Annotated in this window: 21 protein-coding genes and 1 rRNA gene; 1 reads left to right on the top strand and 21 read right to left on the bottom strand. The window is 73.5% G+C overall.

Annotated features, from left to right (window positions below; genetic code table 11):
• Positions 1–3 precede the first annotated feature (3 nt).
• The 8 genes from ACFPM7_RS23335 to xerD form a co-directional block, all read right to left on the bottom strand.
• A complete protein-coding gene (locus tag ACFPM7_RS23335; protein WP_378249868.1) occupies positions 4–747 on the bottom strand; it encodes a pseudouridine synthase in 744 nt (247 codons plus the stop codon).
• Positions 737–1,429 (bottom strand): SMC-Scp complex subunit ScpB, encoded by a 693-nt coding sequence (scpB, locus tag ACFPM7_RS23330; protein ID WP_378249867.1) that lies wholly within the window; start codon positions 1,427–1,429, stop codon positions 737–739. The genes ACFPM7_RS23335 and scpB overlap by 11 nt, the downstream gene beginning before the upstream one ends.
• Positions 1,426–2,256: a segregation and condensation protein A gene (locus ACFPM7_RS23325; RefSeq protein ID WP_378250021.1), complete on the bottom strand. Its 831-nt coding sequence runs from the start codon at positions 2,254–2,256 to the stop codon at positions 1,426–1,428. The genes scpB and ACFPM7_RS23325 overlap by 4 nt, the downstream gene beginning before the upstream one ends.
• Positions 2,257–2,306: 50 nt before the next feature.
• On the bottom strand, positions 2,307–2,552 hold the full coding sequence (locus ACFPM7_RS23320) for a hypothetical protein (protein ID WP_378249866.1): 246 nt from the start codon (positions 2,550–2,552) through the stop codon (positions 2,307–2,309).
• Positions 2,549–3,499, bottom strand: a complete 951-nt coding sequence (locus ACFPM7_RS23315) for a ParA family protein (RefSeq protein ID WP_378249865.1) — start codon at positions 3,497–3,499, stop codon at positions 2,549–2,551. Before ACFPM7_RS23315 ends, ACFPM7_RS23320 begins: the two co-directional genes overlap by 4 nt.
• Before the next feature lie 94 nt (positions 3,500–3,593).
• On the bottom strand, positions 3,594–3,902 hold the full coding sequence (locus tag ACFPM7_RS23310) for an ArsR/SmtB family transcription factor (protein ID WP_378249864.1): 309 nt from the start codon (positions 3,900–3,902) through the stop codon (positions 3,594–3,596).
• Between the two features lie 33 nt (positions 3,903–3,935).
• The gene (locus ACFPM7_RS23305; RefSeq protein WP_378249863.1) at positions 3,936–4,940 is read right to left on the bottom strand and encodes a Gfo/Idh/MocA family protein; all 1,005 of its coding nucleotides are present in this window, start codon (positions 4,938–4,940) and stop codon (positions 3,936–3,938) included.
• A gap of 27 nt (positions 4,941–4,967) precedes the next feature.
• Positions 4,968–5,894: a site-specific tyrosine recombinase XerD gene (gene xerD, locus ACFPM7_RS23300; RefSeq protein WP_378249862.1), complete on the bottom strand. Its 927-nt coding sequence runs from the start codon at positions 5,892–5,894 to the stop codon at positions 4,968–4,970.
• Positions 5,895–5,966: 72 nt separating this feature from the next.
• On the opposite strand from xerD, the gene ACFPM7_RS23295 reads away from it, so the two are divergent.
• Positions 5,967–6,479: a DUF1707 domain-containing protein gene (locus tag ACFPM7_RS23295; RefSeq protein ID WP_378249861.1), complete on the top strand. Its 513-nt coding sequence runs from the start codon at positions 5,967–5,969 to the stop codon at positions 6,477–6,479.
• On the opposite strand, the gene ACFPM7_RS23290 is transcribed toward ACFPM7_RS23295, so the two are convergent.
• The 13 genes from ACFPM7_RS23290 to rrf form a co-directional block, all read right to left on the bottom strand.
• On the bottom strand, positions 6,469–7,095 hold the full coding sequence (locus ACFPM7_RS23290; protein ID WP_378249860.1) for an NUDIX domain-containing protein: 627 nt from the start codon (positions 7,093–7,095) through the stop codon (positions 6,469–6,471). The genes ACFPM7_RS23295 and ACFPM7_RS23290 overlap by 11 nt on opposite strands.
• Positions 7,092–8,792, bottom strand: coding sequence for a CTP synthase (locus tag ACFPM7_RS23285; protein ID WP_378249859.1), 1,701 nt, complete (start codon positions 8,790–8,792; stop codon positions 7,092–7,094). The genes ACFPM7_RS23290 and ACFPM7_RS23285 overlap by 4 nt, the downstream gene beginning before the upstream one ends.
• A gap of 113 nt (positions 8,793–8,905) precedes the next feature.
• Positions 8,906–9,547 carry a hypothetical protein gene (locus ACFPM7_RS23280; RefSeq protein WP_378249858.1) on the bottom strand — a complete coding sequence of 214 codons (642 nt, stop codon included), beginning with the start codon at positions 9,545–9,547 and terminating at the stop codon, positions 8,906–8,908.
• Positions 9,548–9,723: 176 nt separating this feature from the next.
• Entirely contained in the window at positions 9,724–10,665 is a 942-nt protein-coding gene (locus ACFPM7_RS23275; RefSeq protein ID WP_378249857.1) for a copper transporter, read from the bottom strand.
• The gene (gene steA / locus ACFPM7_RS23270) at positions 10,662–11,846 is read right to left on the bottom strand and encodes a putative cytokinetic ring protein SteA (protein ID WP_378249856.1); all 1,185 of its coding nucleotides are present in this window, start codon (positions 11,844–11,846) and stop codon (positions 10,662–10,664) included. Before steA ends, ACFPM7_RS23275 begins: the two co-directional genes overlap by 4 nt.
• Before the next feature lie 114 nt (positions 11,847–11,960).
• Positions 11,961–13,760 (bottom strand): DNA repair protein RecN, encoded by a 1,800-nt coding sequence (recN, locus tag ACFPM7_RS23265; protein WP_378249855.1) that lies wholly within the window; start codon positions 13,758–13,760, stop codon positions 11,961–11,963.
• A 43-nt stretch (positions 13,761–13,803) separates the two neighbouring features.
• Positions 13,804–14,688, bottom strand: coding sequence for an NAD kinase (locus ACFPM7_RS23260; protein WP_378249854.1), 885 nt, complete (start codon positions 14,686–14,688; stop codon positions 13,804–13,806).
• Positions 14,685–15,482, bottom strand: a complete 798-nt coding sequence (locus ACFPM7_RS23255; protein WP_378249853.1) for a TlyA family RNA methyltransferase — start codon at positions 15,480–15,482, stop codon at positions 14,685–14,687. The genes ACFPM7_RS23260 and ACFPM7_RS23255 overlap by 4 nt, the downstream gene beginning before the upstream one ends.
• Before the next feature lie 2 nt (positions 15,483–15,484).
• Entirely contained in the window at positions 15,485–15,658 is a 174-nt protein-coding gene (locus ACFPM7_RS23250; protein WP_378249852.1) for a hypothetical protein, read from the bottom strand.
• 9 nt (positions 15,659–15,667) lie between these two features.
• On the bottom strand, positions 15,668–16,660 hold the full coding sequence (locus ACFPM7_RS23245; RefSeq protein ID WP_378249851.1) for an HAD-IIA family hydrolase: 993 nt from the start codon (positions 16,658–16,660) through the stop codon (positions 15,668–15,670).
• Between the two features lie 3 nt (positions 16,661–16,663).
• A complete protein-coding gene (locus ACFPM7_RS23240; protein WP_378249850.1) occupies positions 16,664–17,893 on the bottom strand; it encodes a tetratricopeptide repeat protein in 1,230 nt (409 codons plus the stop codon).
• 20 nt (positions 17,894–17,913) lie between these two features.
• On the bottom strand, positions 17,914–18,396 hold the full coding sequence (locus tag ACFPM7_RS23235; protein WP_378249849.1) for a hypothetical protein: 483 nt from the start codon (positions 18,394–18,396) through the stop codon (positions 17,914–17,916).
• A gap of 1,132 nt (positions 18,397–19,528) precedes the next feature.
• Positions 19,529–19,645 (bottom strand): 5S ribosomal RNA (rrf, locus tag ACFPM7_RS23230).
• Positions 19,646–19,648 lie beyond the last annotated feature (3 nt).

Here is a 19,648-nt window from a genome sequence, read left to right as displayed (position 1 = left end):
CGGCTACAGGCCCACCGCGGAGTACAGGGAGCCGACCTCGTTGCGGTTCAGCGCCCGGATCGCCCCCGGCCGCTGGTTGCCCAGCGCGACGTCGGCGATGCGGGTGCGGACCAGGCTGTGCACCGGGTGGCCGACCTCGTCCAGCAGGCGGCGCACGATGTGCTTGCGGCCCTCGTGGATCACGACCTCGACCAGCGCGCGGTTGCCGAAGTTGTCGACCAGCTTGAACGAGTCGACCTTCGCGGGCCCGTCCTCCAGCACGACGCCGCCGCGCAGCGTCTTGCCGACGTCGCGGCCGACCGGCGCGGGCACCTCGGCCAGGTAGGTCTTCTTCACCCCGTAGGAGGGGTGCATGAGCCGGTGGGCCAGCTCGCCGTCGTTGGTCAGCAGCAGCAGGCCCTCGGTGTCGGCGTCGAGCCTGCCGACGTGGAAGAGGCGCTCGGCCCGGTTGCGCAGGTAGTCACCGACGCAGGGGCGGCCCTGGTCGTCCTCCATCGTGGTGTGCACGCCGCGCGGCTTGTTCAGCGCCAGGTACACCCGGTCCTCGCGCACGTTGACGCGCATCCCGTCGACGTGGATCGCCGCGGTCAGCGGGTCCACCCGCTTGCCCTGCTCGCGGACGACCTTGCCGTCCACGCTCACCCTGCCCTGGTCGATCAGGTCCTCGGCGGCGCGCCGTGAGGCCACTCCGGCCTGGGAGAGCACCTTCTGCAGGCGGATTCCCTCGTTGGCGGTCTTATCCGACATCGTCGATCGCATCCACTTCTGGCAACAGCGGGGCGATCGGGGGCAGGTCCGCCAGCGAGGACAGCCCCAACCGCTCCAGGAACAACTCGGTTGTGCGGTACAGGTGGCCGCCGGTGTCGGGGTCGGTGCCCGTCTCCTCGACCAGACCGCGGACCACCAGGGTCCGCATCACGCCGTCGACGTTCACCCCGCGCACCGCCGCCACCCGCGAGCGCGTCACCGGCTGACGGTAGGCGATGACCGCCAGCGTCTCCAAAGCGGCCCTGGTGAGCTTGCTGCGCTGGCCGTCGAGCAGCAGCTTCTCGACGTAGGGGGCGTAGACGTCGCGGGTGTAGAACCGCCAGCCCTCACCGGTGCGCCGCAGGTCGATGCCGGAGCGGCGCAGGGCGTAGCCGTCGGCCAGCCTGCGCAGCGCCTTGCGCACCCGCGGGACCTTCTCGCCGAGGGCGCCCGCCAGGGAGTCCTCGTCCACCGGCGAGTCGACCACCAGGAGGACGGCTTCGAGCGCGGCGTCGAGGGTGTCCTCGTCGGCCAGCGGCGGCTCGTCGCCGACCGGGACCAGGTCCTCGTCGGCCTCCGGCGGGGTCTCCTGGGGCCCTGACACCTGAGGCCCTGACACCTGAGGCCCTGACTCCTGAGGCTCTGACACCTGAGGCTCTGACTCCTGGGACTCGGGGGTCACCCGTACTCCTCTTCCTCGTCCGGCGCGCTCGCCGCCGACGCCGCCCTGACGTCGTCGACGGTGCCGCCGGTCCACTCCACGCGCAGTTCGCCGAGCGGGTCGGCCTGTTCAAAGAGGACGGTGGCTTCCCGGTACAGCTCCAGCAGCGCCAGGAAGCGCGCCACGACCTCCATCGTGTGCTCGCAGTCCGAGGTCAGCTCGGCGAAGGTCGCGGTGCCCAGCTCGGCCAGGCGCACGCGCAGCAGGGCCGCGGTCTCCCTGACCGACACCTTCCCCATGTGCAGGTGGTCGATGGAGACCGTGGGCGGCGGCTTGGGCCGGAACACGACGGCGGCGATGTCGGCGAACCGGGTCGGGTCGACGCCGAGCATCACCTCCGGCAGCAGCTCCTGGAAGCGGTCCTCCAGCGCGACCGAGCGCGGGTACCGGCGCAGCGCTCCGGCTTCCAGCTCGCTGAACAGCGCCGCGACCTGCTTGTACGCCCGGTATTGCAGCAGCCGGGCGAAGAGCAGGTCCTTGGCCTCCAGCAGCGCCAGGTCGTCCTCGTCCTCGACGTCGCCCGCGGGCAGCAGCCGGGCCGCCTTGAGGTCGAGCAGCGTCGCGGCGATGACCAGGAACTCGGTGGTCTCGTCCAGGCTCCACTCCGAGCCCATGGCCCGGATGTGGACGATGAAGTCGTCGGTGACCCGGTGCAGGGCGACCTCGGTGACGTCGAGCTGGTGCTGCGAGATGAGCTGGAGCAGCAGGTCGAACGGGCCCTCGAAGTTCGCCAGCCGCACCGTGAACCGGCCGTCGGGGGGCGCGGGCGGGTCGGGCGCCGCGGCCACCGGCGGGTCCGGCGCTGGCTGGTCGGGCACTGGCTGGTCGGACACCAGCGTCACGGCTCGCTGTCCCGGCGCAGCCGCCGGACCAGCATCGAGTCGGCTCCGTTGTCCTGCAGGTCGGCGAGCATCACGGCCACAGCTTCGCGCACCACCCGGCCGCGGTCGACGGCCACCCCGTGCTGGGCGCGCAGCGCCAGCCGGGCGTGCTCCAGGGCCAGCAGCTCCTCGCCGGAGACGTAGACGGTGATCTTGGCGTCGTGCTTCTGCCTGGGGGTGGCGCCCGGACTGCCGTCGGTCACCGGGCGATCACCTCGCGGGCCAGCTGGCGGTAGGCGCGCGCGCCCGCCGAGCGCGGCGCCCACGTGGTGATCGGCTCCCCGGCCACGGTGGTCTCCGGGAACCGGACGGTCCGGTTGATGACGCTGTCGAACACGGTCTCGCCGAAGGCCTCGACCACGCGCGCCATCACCTCGCGGGAGTGCAGCGTGCGCGGGTCGAACATGGTGGCGAGGATGCCGGTGATGGCGAGCTTCGGGTTGAGCCGCTCGCGCACCTTGTCGATGGTGTCGATGAGCAGCGCCACCCCGCGCAGGCTGAAGAACTCGCACTCCAGCGGGATGAGCACGCCGTCGGCGGCGGCGAGGGCGTTGACGGTGAGCAGGCCGAGCGAGGGCTGGCAGTCGACCAGCACGAAGTCGTACTCGGCGACGATCGGGCGCAGGGTGCGCAGCAGGGCGTGCTCGCGGCCGACCTCGGACACCAGCTGCACCTCGGCCGCGGAGAGGTCGATGTTGCTGGGCAGCAGGTCCATGTTCTCGACGCAGGTGCGCAGCACGACGTCGCGCAGGTCGATGGTCTGGCCGATCAGCGCGTTGTAGATGGTCTTGTCGAGCTGGTGGGCGGGGATGCCGAGGCCGACCGACAGCGCGCCCTGGGGATCGAAGTCGACCAGCAGCACGCGGCGGCCGAACTCGGTGAGCGCCGCGCCGAGGTTGATGGTGGACGTGGTCTTGCCGACCCCGCCCTTCTGGTTGCAGATCGCCAGCACCCGCGCCGGGCCGTGCCGCTCCAGCAGCGGCGGCTCGGGGATGTGGCGCTTGGGCCGCCCGCCGGGGCCGGTGCCGTTGGTCGAGACGTCGTCGAGCAGCTCGTCGTCGGCGTCGGACGCTGCGCGCGGCGCGATGGACAGCTCGACCGTGCCCACCGTGCCGCCGTGCCGGGCGCCCGGAGTCGGAATTGTCGACATGGCGATCTAGCTCCTTGTCGCCTGCGATCGGTCTTACCGCAGCGTAGGTGCGCACGGGTGACCCACCAACGCGGCTCGCCGGGGAAGGCCCTGCTTAAACGTTCGCGCTCGTGAGCGCGCCGAGGACCGCGTCGAGCAGGCCGGGGAAGGCTTTGTCCAGGTCGCCGCGGCGCACCGACAGCAGGCGCTGGGTGCCGTCCGGCCGGGTGTGGGTGATCCCCGCCTCGCGCAGCACCCGCAGGTGCTGCGACAGCGTCGACTTCGCCACCGACACCGCCAGCGCACCGCACGGCATCTCCTGGGCGGCCGTCAGCTGGGCCACCACGGCGAGCCTGGTCGGGTCGCTGAACGCGGCCAGCACGGCGGCCAGTCTCAGCTCGCTCGGCTCGTCGACACCGGTCATGGCCGGAGAGGGTAGACCGAGGCGGGCCCGCTGTCAGCCATCAGCCGGGTAACGCACCCCCAGGTCAGCACGCGCCTCGTCCATCAGCCCCATGATCGCCGCGGTCTCGGCGAGCGGGACCAGCGGGCTCTGCGGCAGCCCCGCCCGCAGGCAGCGCTCGACCTCGGCGACCTGCGGCCCGTAGCCGTTGCCCGGCAGCGCCTCGGTCAGCACCTCGGTGCCCGCGGCGCGGGTGCTCACCCGCAGCTCGCTGGGCTTGTAGAAGGGGTAGCCCAGGCGCAGCCAGCCGTCGGTGCCGACGACGGTGCCCTCGCACGGCGTCGACGACTCGGTGGTGCAGGTCACATGGGCGTAGCGGTCGTCCTCGTAGTTCCACTGCATGGCCAGCGTCGAGTCCGAGCCGGTCGGCGACAGGTGACCGGTGGTCGTCACCGACGCGGGCTCGCCGAGGAACATCCAGGCGAAGGTCGCCGAGTACACGCCCAGGTCCAGCAGCGCGCCGCCGCCCGCGCCGAGGTCGAACAGCCGGTGCCCGGCGTCGAAGGGGAAGCGCTGCCCGTGGTCGGCGGTGACGCTCAGGACGCGCCCGATCGCGCCGCCGCGCACCATCTCCAGCGCGCGGATCACCAGCGGGTTCATCCGCATCCACATGGCTTCCATGCAGAAGACGTCGTTGCCGGCCGCGGCGGCGATGACCTCGTCGGCCTGGGCCTTGGTCAGGGTGAACGCCTTCTCCACCAGGACGGGCTTGCCCGCCTCGATGGCCAGCAGCGCGTGCTCGTGGTGCTGGGCGTGGGTGGTGGCGACGTAGACGACGTCCAACTCGGGGTCGGCGACCAGTTCCGCGTAGGAGCCGTAGGCGCGCGGCGCGCCGAGTCGGTCGGCCAGCCTGCGGGCGCGGTCGAGGTCGCGGGCGCCGACGGCGGCGACCTCGCTGTGCGGCGACGCGGCGATGTCGGCGCCGACGGTGCCGGCGATCCCGCCGGCTCCGAGCAGGCCCCAGCGGACGGGACGGTCGGAAGGCACTGAGGTGGGCACGATTCAGAACCTACCCCACCCCGGTGCTCACCCCAAGGCTCTCGGGTGGGCGCTGACGTAGACCTCGCGCAGCGTCGTCACCGTCACCAGCGTGTAGATCTGCGTGGTCGTCACCGACGCGTGCCCCAGCAGCTCCTGCACGACCCGCACGTCGGCGCCGCCTTCGAGCAGGTGCGTGGCGAAGGAGTGGCGCAGGGTGTGCGGGGACACCTCCGCGGAGATCCCGGCGGCGTCGGCCGCGGTCTTCAGCGCCGCCCAGGCGCTCTGCCGCGAGAGCCTGCCGCCCCGCACGTTGAGGAACACCGCGGGCGAACCGCGGCCCCCCGAGGCCAGCACCGGGCGCCCGCGCACCAGGTAGGCCTCCAGCGCGGCCAGCGCCGGGCGCCCGACCGGCACGATCCGCTGCTTGCCGCCCTTGCCGTCCAGGCGCACCGCCCGGTCGGTCGCGTCGACGTCGTCCACGTCGAGGCCGACGGCCTCGGAGATGCGCGCGCCGGTCGAGTACAGCAGCTCCAGCAGCGCCCGGTCGCGCAGCCCGCCGGGACCGTCCTGCACCGGGGTGTCCAGCAGCTTCAGCACGTCGTCGACCGGCAGCGCCTTGGGCAGCCTGCGCGGCGGGGTGGGCGGCTTGACCGCGCGCGCCGGGTCGTGCGCGGTGATCCCGTCGAGCACGGCGAAGCGGTGCAGCCCGCGCACGGCGACCAGGGCGCGCGCCGCCGACGACGCGGCAAGCGGGGGGTGGTCCGCCGTGCCCTCGCGCAGCGCGGCGAGGAACCCGGAGACGTGGCGCTCGGTGACCTCCGCCATGTCCTCGACCCCGTCGGCGGCCAGGTGGTCGCGGTAGCGGCGCAGGTCGCGGGTGTAGCCGTCGAGGGTGTTCGCCGAGGTGCCGCGCTCGACAGCGAGGTGGTCGAGGTAGCCGTGCACGACGTGCTCGACGCGGGAGGACGCCACGGCGCCGAGGGTAGTCCGGCGCGCCGACCGGAACCCCCGCGCACCGCCGGACGTCTCCGTATCGTGGTCATCGTGGGTGAAGGTGGAGGCGACGCGCTGCGGATCGGCACGGCCGAGCGCGAGGACGCGATGCGCGTCCTCGGCGAGCATTTCGGCGCGGGCAGGCTTCAGATCGACGAGTACGAGCAGCGCGTCGACGCCGTGACGACGGCCGTGACCAGGGGCGACCTGCGCGCCCTGTTCGCCGACCTGCCCGCCCCGTACCCGCCCTTCATGGCCCCGCCGATGTGGGCCGCTCCGCCGCCGCCGCCGATGCCGCCGCCCGCCTACGGCGCGGTGCCCATGTACCCGCCGCCCTACGCGCCGCCGCCGGTCGTCTACTCGCCGAAGTCGAAGCTGGCCGCCGGGCTGCTGCAGATCCTGGTCCCGCTCGGCGCGGGCCGCTTCTACACCGGCCACTACGGCATCGCCGTCGCCCAGCTGCTGACCTGCGGCGGCTTCGGCATCTGGTGCTTGATCGACGGCATCATCCTGCTCGTCGGCCGCGACCAGACCGATGCCGAAGGCCGCCTGCTCAGCGATTAGCGACGCGGTCGGTGAACGCGGTCGGCCGGTCGTCCCACGGCGCGTCGGCGGGCCGGGTCGGCGCGCGGCCCACGAGTGCGGTGTGCGCGGCGAGGATGCCCGCGACGGCGGCGGCGTTGATCACCTCACCGGCCAGCACCATGTGCATCGCCTCGCCGAGCGGGACGCGGTGGACCTCCAGGTCCGCCTCCTCCTCGCCCATGTGCACGCGCTCGGTCTCGGTCAGGCCGGTGGCCAGGTAGACGCGCAGCAGCTCGTCGGTGAAGCCCGGCGACGCGGCGACGTCGACCAGCACCGCCCAGTCCGCGGCCTCCAGCCCGGCCTCCTCGACCAGCTCCCGCTTGGCCGTGCCCAGCGGGTCCTCGCCCGCGTGGTCGATCAGCCCGGCAGGCAGCTCCCAGAGCCGCTTGCCCATCGGGTGCCGGTACTGGTGGACAAGGGCGACGCGGCCCTCATCGTCCACCGCGGCCACCGCGACCGCGCCCAGGTGCTCGACCACCTCGCGGCTGTGCACCGCCCCGCCGGGCATGCGGACGTCGTCCACCCGCAGGGCCAGGATGCGCCCGACGTGCACGTCGCGGCTGGCGACGACCTCGAAAACATGCCGATCCGTCATGCGTTGACCTTCTCCGAGGTGGTCTCGTCCAGCTCAACCGGCAGGCGCTGGGCCCGCAGGTGGTCCACGGCCGCCTTGATGAAGCCGGCGAACAGCGGGTGCGGGCGGGTGGGGCGGCTCTTGAGTTCGGGGTGGGCCTGGGTGCCGACGAAGAACGGGTGGACCTTGCGGGGCAGCTCGGCGAACTCGACCAGGCGCCCGTCCGGGGAGGTGGAGAACACCAGCCCGGCCTTGACCAGCTTGTCCCGGTAGGCGTTGTTGACCTCGTAGCGGTGGCGGTGGCGCTCGGTGACCTCGCGCGCGCCGTAGACCTCGGCGGTGATCGACCCGGCGGCCAGCACCGCAGGGTAGGAGCCCAGGCGCATGGTGCCGCCCATGTCGCGCTCGCCTGCGACCACGTCCTGCTGGTCGGCCATGGTGGAGATGACCGGGTTCTTGGTCTGCTCGTCGAACTCGGTGGAGTCGGCGTCACCGATGCCCGCCAGCGAGCGGGCCGTCTCGATCACCATGCACTGCATGCCCAGGCACAGGCCGAGCACGGGCACCTTGTTGGTCCTGGCGTAGGAGATCGCGCCGATCTTGCCCTCGATGCCGCGCACGCCGAAGCCGCCGGGCACCAGCACGCCATCCACATCGGACAGCGCCGCCGCCGCGCCCGCCGGGGTGCCGCAGGTGTCCGACGGCACCCAGCGGATCTCCACCTTGGCCCGGTGGGCGAACCCGCCCGCGCGCAGCGCCTCGGTCACCGACAGGTAGGCGTCGGGCAGGTCGACGTACTTGCCGACCAGCGCGATCCTCACCGTCTCCTTGGGCTTGTGCACGCGGTCGAGCAGGTCGCCCCACACCGCCCAGTCGACGTCGCGGAAGGGCAGGTCCAGCCGGCGCACGACGTAGGCGTCGAGGCCCTCGCGGTGCAGCACGCGCGGGATGTCGTAGATCGAGGGGGCGTCGGGGGCGGCCACGACGGCGTCGGTCTCCACATCGCACATGAGCGCGATCTTGCGCTTGAGGCCGTCCGGGATCTCCCGGTCGGCGCGGCAGACGATCGCGTCGGGCTGGATGCCGATGTTGCGCAGCGCGGCCACCGAGTGCTGGGTGGGCTTGGTCTTCAGCTCGCCGGACGGGGCCAGGTAGGGCACCAGCGAGACGTGCAGGAAGAACACGTTGTCGCGGCCGACGTCGTGGCGGACCTGGCGGCAGGCCTCCAGGAAGGGCAGCGACTCGATGTCGCCGACGGTGCCGCCGACCTCGGTGATGACCACGTCCGGGGTGATGCCGGAGCCGTCGGGCTCGGCCATCGAGCGGATGCGGTGCTTGATCTCGTCGGTGATGTGCGGGATGACCTGCACGGTGTCGCCCAGGTACTCGCCGCGGCGCTCCTTGGCGATCACCGCGGAGTAGACCTGCCCGGTGGTCACGTTGGCGTTGGCGGCCAGCGCGCGGTCCAGGAACCGCTCGTAGTGGCCGATGTCCAGGTCGGTCTCGGCCCCGTCGTCGGTGACGAACACCTCGCCGTGCTGGAACGGGTTCATCGTCCCGGGGTCGACGTTGAGGTAGGGGTCGAGCTTCTGCATGGTCACCCGCAGGCCGCGGGCGGTGAGCAGCTGGCCGAGGCTCGACGCGGTGAGCCCCTTGCCCAGCGAGGAGGCGACACCTCCGGTGACGAAGACGTGCTTGGTCGTCCGAGCGTGCTGCAACGGGGCTCCCGTGGTGTCCGGTATCCGTCCGCGGCCGGTTCGGCCGCAGGTCCACGGAAGTCCACCCTAACACCACGGGGCCCCGACGCAGCGCGGGCCCGGACAGCCTCAGATCACGGGGTCGGCGAGCACGCGGTGTCGCCGAGCACGACCTCGCCCGCCAGGTCCGAGTCGGGGGCGAACTCGATGCGCAGCAGCGTCATGGCGATGCTGCCGTCGTTCGGGGACGGGAACCGGATGCCGTTGAAGGTCGCGGTCGCCAGGAGCGTGCCGTTGGACTTCTTGATCTCGCGCACGTAGTTCTGCGGGACGGGGTTGGGCAGGGCGGCCAGGCCGGACATGCCGCTGAAGGACCAGCCGACGTTGGTGCCCTGGTCGGTGGCCGTGCAGGTCACCTGCCAGTTGGCGATGCGGATCCTGGGCCCGCCCTCCAGCACCAGCGCCGAGAGCTCGAAGCCGGTGCCGCTGGCCTTCGAGACGGTCTTGGTGGTGTCGGCGTCGGGGTCGAGCACGGTGGTCTCGCAGGAGGAGGTGGCACTGGTGAACTTGACGCCGGAGCCGGTCTGGAGGCCCGCGCTCGCGGTGGTCGGCCCCTCGACCGCGCAGGGGGCCAGGGGCGCGATGGCGATGTCGCTGCCGTTGCGGGTGTAGCTCGCCGAGCCCGCGTCAGCCACCCCGGCCGGATTGGACGCGGCGGCCGGGACCGCGCCCGCGACCATGACCAGTGCCGTGAGCGCGCCGATTCTTCTGAACATGACGGATCCCCTTTGTTCGAGCGGTGTTCTGCTCGATAATCGGCGCGCTCTGCCCGCTCCGAACCAGTCAGGAACTCCCCGCACCCGTTCGAGAATCGGTTTCAGCCATTCGTGCCCGACGCGCGTACAACCGGCTACCGATTTGACCGTCGATTCGCCACATTCACCCCGCCCGGCTATTCCTGCGGAGCCCCCGGCGCGACGCCCTGCGCGGTGCCCGCGATGCCGTAGCGGCCCGCCTGACCGTCCAGCTGCTCGACCAGCGCCATCACCGTGACCACCCGGCCCGCCGGGGAGTCGGCGTTGTCCACGGTGGACAGCACCGATGTCGCGGCGGTGTCGACCCTGACCGCGCCGATGGCGCCCGTGCCGTCGGCCGATCCCCTGCCGCCCACCAGGACGGCGCCCGCGCCGGAGCGGTCGACCTGGGTGGCGAAGCGGGCGATCGTGGCGGCCCGGTCGCCCGCGGCGTCGCCGGTGTTGGCCCCGCCGGTGATGACGACGGCGAGCTGGGCGGGCTTGATGTCCGGGGTGGCCTTGAGGAATCCGCCGTCGGCGAGGCCGGTCAGCGCGGCCGCGGACTCCTCGGCGCTGGCCTGCGGCTTGTTGTCCTCTTTGGAGATCAGCAGGACCGGCCCGAGCAGCCCGCCCGCCAGCGTGCCGGGGTCGGTCGCCGCGGGCAGCTGCACGCCCGCGGGCAGCAGCCGCATGGCGATCTCCTTCAGCTCGTCGGCACGCGCCTGGTCGCCGAAGGCGTCGCTGAGGGTGACCTCACCGGTCACGATGCCGCCCGCGGCCTTGACCATCTCGCTGACGCCGTCGCGGTCCTCGGGACGCGCGTCGGGGGTGGTGATCAGCACGACGGTGCGCTTGTCGAGCGCGCCGCGCACGGCCATCGGCCCGACCGCCGCGGCGAACGCGTCGGCCTCGGCCAGCTGCCCGGTGAGCGCCGTGCGCTCGGCCGAGAGCTGGTTGACCTCGGTGCCGAGGTCGCTGTTCTCCGACGACAGCCCGGACAGCAGGGTCCGGCTCAGCGTTGTCGAACCGAGCACGACGCCCACGGCCAGCGCGAGGAACACCGCGGCGATGGAGATGACGTGGTAGCGCAGCGAGATCACGAGAACAGCCCCTTGGCCCAATCGACAATCGAGTTCCAGACGCCTGCGGCCCAGTCGAAGTAGGCGCCGCCCACCCCGGACACCGCGAGCGCGGCGACGACGGCGGCCGCCGCGGCGAGCACCAGCAGCGCCACCGCGCCCGCGGAGACGCGGCTGCGGTGCAGGGTGGCGACGGCCTTGCCGTCGACCAGCTTGCCGCCCAGTCGGAGCCGGGTGAGGAAGGTGGACGGGTTGGACCCGGACCGGCCCCGGTCCAGGAACTCCCGCAGCGTCGCCTGGAACCCGACGGTGACGACCAGGCTCGCGTGGTGGGTGTCGGCCAGCAGCAGCGCCAGGTCCTCGGAGTTGCCCGACGACGGGAAGGTCACCGCCCCGATGCCCAGGTCCTGGATGCGCGGCAGCCCCGGCGCGTGCCCGTCGGTGTAGGCCGGGACGACGACCTCGGCCCCGCACCGCAGCGTGTCGGTGCTGATCCCGTCGGGGTTGCCGACGATGATGTCCGGCTTGTGCTTGAGCGCCCGCAGCGTGTCCGCCCCGGCCTCGACCCCGACCAGCACCGGCTTGTGCTCGGCGATGTAGCGCTTGAGCCGCTTCAGGTCGGCGACGTGCTCGTGCCCGGGGGCGACGATGAGCACCTGCCGCTCCCGCATCGCCGTCTCCAGCTCCGGCACCCCGACCCCGTCGAGGATGAGCGTGCGCTCTCGTCGCAGGAACTCGATCGTGTTGGCCGAGAAAGCCTCCAGCTGCGCCGACATCCCCGCCTTCGCCTCGATCATCTGATCGGCGACGGAGTCCGGCGTCTGCCTGGTCCCCTGCGCGACCTCGCGCTCCCCGATGAAGACCCCGCCCTCGTGCAGCCGGAGCCTGCTGCCCTCGCGGATCGCGCGCAGCGCCTCGGCGCCGACGTTGTCGATGAGCGGGACCCCGGCCGCGAGCAGCACCTCGGGCCCGAGGTTGGGGAACCGCCCCGAGATCGACGGCGAGGCGTTGACCACCCCGACCACCTCGGCGGAGACCAGGGCGTCGGCGGTGGCGCGGTCGAGGTCGAGCTGGTCGAGGACGGCGACGTCGCCCGGGGAGAGGCGCTTGAGCAGGTCACCGGAGCGGCGGTCCACCCGGGCGATGCCGATCACCCCGGGCAGGGTCTGCTGAGATCGGTTGAGCAGTCCGGGCAGCTTCATGCCGCGATGGTGACAAAGGTTCGCGGGCGCGCCGGGGTGCCACGCCGCACCAGACCGGGTGGTCCACCCCCCATACGGGTGAGCGGCGCTGGTGCGGACGGTCGCCGGGCCTGCTCAGGTCGGTCGGCGCTTGGACCGGGACGGGCGCGGCCTGCCGGAGAGCGACTGGTCGTGCTTCTCCCCGTCGGCCAGGGCCAGCAGCTCCTCGGCGTGGGCGCGGCCGGACTCGGTGGACTCCATCCCGGCGAGCATGCGGGCCAGCTCGATCACGCGCTGGCTCTCGTCCAGGGTGCGGACGTCGCTGCGGGTCACCCCGCCCGCCGCGCTCTTGTCGACCACCAGGTGCCGGTCGGCGAAGGCGGCGACCTGGGCCAGGTGCGTGACCACGATGACCTGGTGGCTGCGGGCCAGCCGGGCCAGGCGGCGGCCGATCTCCACCGCCGCGCGCCCGCCGACGCCCGCGTCGACCTCGTCGAAGACGAGCGTCGGGACCGGGTCGGTGTGGGCGAGGACGACCTCGATCGCCAGCATCACCCTGGACAGCTCGCCGCCGGAGGCGCCCTTGTGCACCGGCAGCGGCTGGGCGCCGTCGTGGGCGATGAGGAGGAGTTCGACCTCGTCCACGCCGTCGGGACCGGCGTGCAGGCGGACGCCGTCGACATCGATGCCGTGCGGGTCGGTCGCGTCGGCGGGCTTGGGGCGGACGGTGATCCGCAGGCTCGCCTGCCCCATCGCCAGGCCGCTCAGCTCGTCGGTCACCTCTTTGCCCAGGTCCTCGGCGCTGTGCCCGCGCGCCTCGCTCAACTCGGCGGCGATGCCCGCCAGTTCGACGGCCAGCGCGTCGCGGCGAGCGGCGAGTTCGGTCAGGGCCTCCTCCGAGGTGTCCAGACCGGCGAGCTTCTCCGACGCCGACGCCGCCCAGGCGATGACGCCGTCGATGTCGGCGGCGTACTTGCGGGTCAGGGACTTCAGCTCGGCCTGCCGGGCCAGGACCTGCTCCAGCGCGGACGGGTCGGCGTCCAGCGAGTCCAGGTACGAGGTCAGCTCCGCGCCGATGTCGGTGAGCAGCACCGCCGCCTCCACCAGGCGCGGCTCCAGCTCGCGCAGCCGGGGGTCCTCGCTGCCGGAGAGCCGCCGCTGCGCCTCGCCGATGAGGCCGAGCGCGCCGGGGACGTCCGGGTCGCCCTCGGGGGAACCCGACACCGCGTACGACGCGCCGGTGGCGGCCTCGCGCAGCTGTTCGGCGTCGGAAAGGCGGCGGGCGCGGACAACCAGTTCCTCGTCTTCGCCCGGCTGCGGGTCGACGGCGGTGATCTCCTGCACGCCCAGCTTGAGCAGGTCGGCCTCGCGGGCCAGCTCGCGGGCGCGGGCGGTGCGGTCGGCGAGCTCGGCGGCGACCGCGACCCACTCCTCGCGCACGGACCGGTAGCGGGTGAGCACCTTGGCGATGTCATCGCCCGCGTAGCGGTCGAGCACGGCGCGCTGCTCGGTGGGACGCAGCAGGCGCAGCTGGTCGTTCTGGCCGTGCACGGCGATCAGGTGGTCGGCGAGGTCGGAGAGCAGGCCGACCGGCGCGGAGCGGCCGCCGACGTGGGCCCGGGAGCGGCCGTCGGTGGCGATGCTGCGCAGCGCGATCAGGCTGCCGTCCTCGTCGGGCTCGGCGCCCGCCTCGGTCGCCAGGGCAGCCGCCCGGGTTCCGCTGAGGTTCTCGAAGCGGCCTTCGACCACGGCCTTGGTCTTGCCGCTGCGGACGCGCGACGTCTCGGCCCGGCCGCCGGAGAGCAGGTGCAGGCCGGTGACGACCATCGTCTTGCCCGCCCCGGTCTCCCCGGTCACCACCGTGAACCCCGCGTGCAGGTCCAGCGTGGCCTCGTCGATCACGCCGAGGTCCTGGATGCGCATCTCGGCTAGCACACGGCGCACCCTACTTGGTCGCGGCCGGGCGTGGGGATGGCGTTCACCGCGAGCGCCACCCCTGCACCGGCAGATCGAACTTGTCCACCAGCCGGTCGGTGAACGGATCGTCGCGCAGGCGGGCCAGCAGCAGCGGCAGGCTGCCCCCGACGACCTCCATCCGCGCCCCCGGCGGCACCTCGACGGTGCGGCGGCCGTCGCAGCACAGCACGGCCGGGTGCCCGTCGGGGGCGACCTCCACGGAGACGACCGAGCGCCGCGAGACCACCAGCGGCCGGGAGAACATGGCGTGGGCGTTGCTGGGCACCACCAGCATGGCGTTGACGTCGGGCCACACGATCGGCCCGCCCGCCGAGTAGGCGTAGGCGGTGGACCCGGTCGGCGTCGCGCACAGCACGCCGTCGCAGCCGAAGGAGGACACCGGCCTGCCGTCGACCTCGATGCGCACGTCCAGGATGCGCTCGCGGCTGGACTTCTCCAGGCTCGCCTCGTTGAGCGCCCAGGTGCGGGCCAGCACGCGGTCGCCGATCCTCGCGGTGACGTCGACGGTCATCCGTTCCTCGACGTGGTAGCGGCCGTCGGTGACCTGGGCCACGGCCTCGTCCAGCGCCTCGGGCTCGGCCTCGGCCAGGAAACCGACCCGGCCGAGGTTGACCCCGAGCACCGGCACCCCGGCGGGCCGGGCGGCCTCGGCCGCGCGCAGCAGCGTGCCGTCGCCGCCCAGGACGAAGACCAGGTCGACACCGCGGGCGGCGTCGTCGTCGAACGGCACGACCGAGCTGTAGCAGGAGCTGTCGAGGTCGGCGGCCTCGTCGTCCAGGGCGCGCAGCCGGATGCCCGCCCCGGCGAGCCGGGCGGCCACCTCCTCGGCGGTGCGCCGGTTCTCTTCGCGTCCTGTGTGGACGACCAGCAGGATCTCCTTGTTCACGCGGGCCCCTCCCGGACGGCCGTCGCGACCAGTTCCGCGGCGTCGGCGGGTTCGCCGCGGCGCAGCCAGAGGAAGTACTCGACGTTGCCCGACGGGCCCGGCAGCGGGCTCGCGACGACGCCGTGCGCGCGCAGGCCCAGCCGCGCCGCCTGCTCGACCACGCCCAGCACCGCCTCGGCGCGCAGGTCCGGGTCGCGGACGACACCACCGGAGCCCAGGCGCTCCTTGCCCACCTCGAACTGCGGCTTGACCATCGGCAGCAGGTCGGCGTCGGGGGCCGAACAGGCCATCAGCGCGGGCAGCACGATGCCCAGGGAGATGAAGGACAGGTCGGCCACAACCAGGTCGACCGGCTCGCCGACGGCGGCGGGCTCCAGCGCGCGGACGTTGGTGCGGTCGAGCACGGTGACCCGCTCGTCGGTCTGCAGGCGCCACACCAGCAGCCCGCGCCCGACGTCGGCGGCGACCACGTGCCGCGCGCCGCGGCGCAGCAGGACGTCGGTGAAGCCGCCGGTGGACGCGCCCGCGTCCAGGCAGCGCTTGCCCTCGACGGGGAGCGCGAACGCGTCGAGCGCCCCGATCAGCTTGTGCGCGCCGCGAGAGGCCCAGTTCTCGTCCTCGGCGTCCTCGCGGACGACGATCGCGACATCGGACTCCACGCCGGTGGCGGCCTTGGCGGCGACGGAGCCCCGCACGCTCACCCGGCCCGCGGCGATCAGCGACCCGGCGTGCTCGCGGGAGCGGGCCAGCCCCCTGCGGACCAGCTCGGCGTCGAGCCGCGCCCTCCTGGGCACCGTCAGACCTTGTCGATGCTCGCGAGCGCCGCCGTCAGCGCGACGTGCACGGTGTCGAACCGCTCCACGTGCTCGGCAACGGGCACGGCGTCGAGACCGGTCAGCCCGGCGACCGCGGCATCGATCGCCTCGTCGTGCGCAGGCGGCGGTCCTGGGCGGGGGAAGTCTGGGTGCACGTCTCCACGCTAACCGATCGCGCTGATGGACAGGCCCAGCGCCGTCAGCGCGCGGTCAGCCGCGTCGCCGTCGGCGCGCAGCCGGGGCAGGCCGGTGGACCAGGCCACCGCGCACAGGGCGCGCAGGAGGTCGAGCGGGTCGCCGTCGCCGCGGACCGTGCCGCCGGCCACCGACCAGGCGGCCTTGGGGCCGACCGCCAGCTCGGCTTCGGGGCGGAAGACGCCCGCGACGTCCCGGGCGACGTGCGTGGGCCTGCGGTGCGGCTCGGCGGCGAGCAGGCTCGCCGGGGTGTCGACACCGCTGAGCACGAACAGCGACGGGATGCCGACGGCGGCGGCGCCTTCGATGTCGGTGTCCAGCCGGTCGCCGACGACCAGCGGCGCCTTCGCGCCCGATGCGGCGATGGACGCCTCCATCAGCGGCGCGGCAGGCTTGCCCGCGACCACCGGCTCGGCGTCGGTGGCCTCGCGTACCGCGGCGACCAAGGCCCCGTTGCCGGGCAGCAGCCCGCGCTCGGTCGGAATGGTCTTGTCGACGTTGCACGCCACCCACAGCGCGCCCGCCCGCACGGCGACCGTCGCTTCGGCGAGCAGCGGGTAGGCGATGTCCTGGGCGAGCCCCTGGACGACGGCAGCCGTGCGCGGGCCAGCGTGGTCGGTCGGGACCAGGCCCACGGCGCGCACCTCGTCGGCGAGCGCCGGTGAGCCGACGATCAGCACCTCGGCGCCGGGGGCGAGGTGCTCGGCGAGCACCAGGGCGCCGGCCTGGGCGCTGGTGCTCACCTCGCCGGGGTCGGCGGTGATGCCGAGCCCGGTGAGGTGCGCGGCGACCGCGCTGGGCGACCGCGAGGCGTTGTTGGTGACGAACCGGACGGCCACCCCATCGGCGCGCACCGCGTCGAGCGCGGCGGGCACCCCCGGGACGGCCTCGCCGCCCCGGTAGACCGTGCCGTCGAGGTCGACGAGGAGCGCGTCGCAGGTGTCGAGCAGCCGTCCGGCCATCGGCTAGCGGCCGCCCTCTGCGGGGCCGTCCTGGTCGGCGGACGGCACGGAGATGCGGGCGGCGTCCTCGGGGTCGCTCCCGGGAGCGGCCGGGGAGCCGTCCTCCGGGGCGTCCGCCTCGTCGGCCTTGTGGTCGGTCGCGGCCTGCGGGGCGTCCTCGGGGTCGGGGTCGTCCTGCGGTCGAGCGCCGTCGGAGGAGATGTCCTCTTCGGACTCTCGGGGCCTTTCGGCGCTGTCCGGGGAATCCGCGGAGTCCGCACTGTCCAGGCTCTCGTCGGCGCTGTCGGCACTGTCGGCACTGTCGGCACTGTCGGCGCTGCTCGCACTGTCCGTGCTGGCAGCACTACCGGCGCTGTCCGCGCTGGCACTGCCGGGCGCACCGTCAGCGGTGGCGGCGGGGACGGCCGCCGGTGCGGTGCGCTTGCGCGTGGCCGGGTCCTCCATCAGCTCGACGATCGTCTCCTGGCGCGCGGCGGCGACGGCGGACTCGTCGGCGCCCAGCTCGAAGGCGCGCTCCGGGGCGTCGGTCTCGTTGTCGTCGTCGGCCTGGGCGGCGTTGAGGAACCAGCGGATCGCCTCGTCCTGGCGGTCCGCGGCGGCGAGGTTGTCGGCGTAGGCGTAGAAGAGGCGGGCGCTCCACGGGTCGCGGCGCTTCGGGTCGAGGTCGGGGCCCTGCAGGCCCACCACGGCCGCGTCCAGCTGCCCCATGTCCCGGCGCGCCCCGGCCACCACGATGCGCAGCTCGACGGCCACGTCCGCAGTCACATCGGGGCTCGCTTCCTTGGCCAGCTCGATGGCTCGCTCCGGCCTGCCCAGCGCGCGCTCGCAGTCGGCCATCACCGCCAGGTGGTGGTCGCCGCCGCTCATGCGCCGAGCGGCGCGCAGCTCCGAGAGGGCCTCGGCCCACTCCCCCGCGTGGTAGGCGGTCAGCCCGGTGGCCTCGCGCACGACACTGACCCGCGAGGCGCGGGACCGGGCGTAGCGCGCGTGCACGAGTGCCCGCTCGGGGTCCTCGTCGATCAGCAGCCCGGCCGCGGCCAGGTGCTTGCCCACGCGCTCGGCGAGGGTCTTGGGCAGGCTCCGCAGCCCGGCCCGCACCTCGACGTCCAGCGCGCTGTACTCGGCGCCCTGGGGGACGTCCGGCTCCCGCTCCCTGCGGTCCTCGAACTCCCCGACCTGCTCCACAGCCCTCTCGACGGCCTGCGCGTCGCCCTGGACGCCCTCGGCCCCCACCTCAGCGGGAACAGCGGCGTCTACCGGCTCTCCGGCGACAGCCTCGACACGCTCTTCACGCGGAGCCCGCGGCGCCCTGTCGTCGCGCCAGGAACCCCGCTCTTCCCGTTGGAATCCGCGGTCGCCGCGAGGCCCACGGTCATCGCCGCGGGAACCCCGGTCATCCGAGCGGGGCCCGCGGTCATCACGGCGAGGCCCACGGTCGTCACGATGGGGACGCGGTCCACGGTCGTCCCGGAACGCGCGGGGTCCGCGATCGTCCCGCGATCCCCCGTAGCCACGGTCACCACGGGCACCACGGTCACCACGATCGTCCCGCGCCCCCTGGTACCCGCGGTCCTCACGCGCACCCCGGTCGTCGCGCGGCCCGCGATTGTCACCGAAGCCGCGACCGTCGCGTCCGCCACGGTCATCGCGCCCGCCGCGGTCATCGCGGTAGCCCCGGTCGCTCCCGGAACCGCGATTGTCCTGGTACGGCCGGTCCTGGCGGGGACGGTCGTCACGGCGCGAGAAGTCCCGGTCCCCCGAGAACTTGCGCTCACCGCCGAACTTCCGGTCACCCCCCGGACGGTCCCCATACCTGCGATCCCCACCCGCACGGTCACCGAACTTCCGGTCACCCCCCGGACGGTCCCCGTACTTGCGGTCGCCACTGGGCCTGTCGCCGTACTTGCGGTCCCCACTTGGACGGTCCCCATACTTGCGATCCCCGTCCGGCCGGTCGCCGTACCTGCGATCCCCACCCGGGCGGTCGCCGTACTTGCGGTCACCACCGAACCGGCGGTCGCCGCCCTGCCTGTCGCCGTACTGGCGGTCACCGAACTTGCGGTCGCCACCTGGACGATCGCTGGGCTTGCGGTCGCCGCGGTAACCCCGATCGCCGCCGCGGTCGTCGCGGCCAGGACGGTCATTGCGGTAGGAGCGGTCCCCGCCACGGTCGTCGCGGCCCCGGTCGTCGCGGTAGGGGCGGTCGCCCCGGTAGCCGCCGCCGGAGGGGCGGTCGTCCCGACGCGGTCCGCGGTCGTCGCGAGCGGAGCGGTCACGGTCGCCGAAGGAGCGGCCGCCGCGGTCGCCGAACGAGCGCTCGCGATCTCCCCCATACGAACGGCGCTCCTGGTCGCCACCGTAGGAACGGCGCTCACGGTCACCGCCGAAGGAGCGGCGCTCACCCGAGCGCTCGCCGCGCTGGCCACCGTAGGAGCCGCGGGAGCCGTACGAGCCAGACCGGTCGCCGGACGGGCGGTCGCCGCGGAAGTCGCGGTCGCCGCCGCGGGAACCTCGGTCGCCGTCGCGGAAGTCACGCCTGCCGAAGTCCTTGTCGCGCGAGCGGTTGCGGTCGTAGCCGTCGCTGCGCGGGCGGGAATCGCGGGAGTCGTCGGAGCGGGGTCCCCGGGGACCGTCGCCGGAGTCGCGCCGCGGCGGTTTGCGGTCGCCGCGGTCGCCGCGGCTCTGGTCCGATCGGCGGTCGCCGCGGTCGCGGCCTCCGTCGTCGCGTCGCCCGAACTCCGACACCGAATCCTCCTGCACCTCAGGGCGGCCCATCCGCCCCGCTCAACGATGACAGACGCAGAAAAGGGGCTTGTGGGCGGGGCGCAGCAATGCTGCGTCCCCCCACAAACCCCTTCTCATAAAGAAGTCCGGCGGTGTCCTACTCTCCCACACCCTCACGAGTGCAGTACCATCGGCGCTGGCAGGCTTAGCTTCCGGGTTCGGAATGGGACCGGGCGTTTCCCTGCCGCTATAACCACCGAAACA

The sequence above is a fragment of the Actinokineospora guangxiensis genome (assembly GCF_042657845.1).
Lineage (GTDB): Bacteria > Actinomycetota > Actinomycetes > Mycobacteriales > Pseudonocardiaceae > Actinokineospora > Actinokineospora guangxiensis.
This window is presented reverse-complemented; position numbering and strand designations above follow the sequence as displayed.

Coding starts and splice junctions, on each gene's coding strand:
- ACFPM7_RS23290 (WP_378249860.1), bottom strand. CDS start 7,095: ATGACGGATCGGCATGTTTTCGAGGTCGTCGCCAGCCGCGACGTGCAC.
- ACFPM7_RS23335 (WP_378249868.1), bottom strand. CDS start 747: ATGTCGGATAAGACCGCCAACGAGGGAATCCGCCTGCAGAAGGTGCTC.
- steA (WP_378249856.1), bottom strand. CDS start 11,846: ATGAAGCTGCCCGGACTGCTCAACCGATCTCAGCAGACCCTGCCCGGG.
- ACFPM7_RS23245 (WP_378249851.1), bottom strand. CDS start 16,660: ATGGCCGGACGGCTGCTCGACACCTGCGACGCGCTCCTCGTCGACCTC.
- ACFPM7_RS23310 (WP_378249864.1), bottom strand. CDS start 3,902: ATGACCGGTGTCGACGAGCCGAGCGAGCTGAGACTGGCCGCCGTGCTG.
- ACFPM7_RS23315 (WP_378249865.1), bottom strand. CDS start 3,499: ATGTCGACAATTCCGACTCCGGGCGCCCGGCACGGCGGCACGGTGGGC.
- ACFPM7_RS23280 (WP_378249858.1), bottom strand. CDS start 9,547: ATGTTCAGAAGAATCGGCGCGCTCACGGCACTGGTCATGGTCGCGGGC.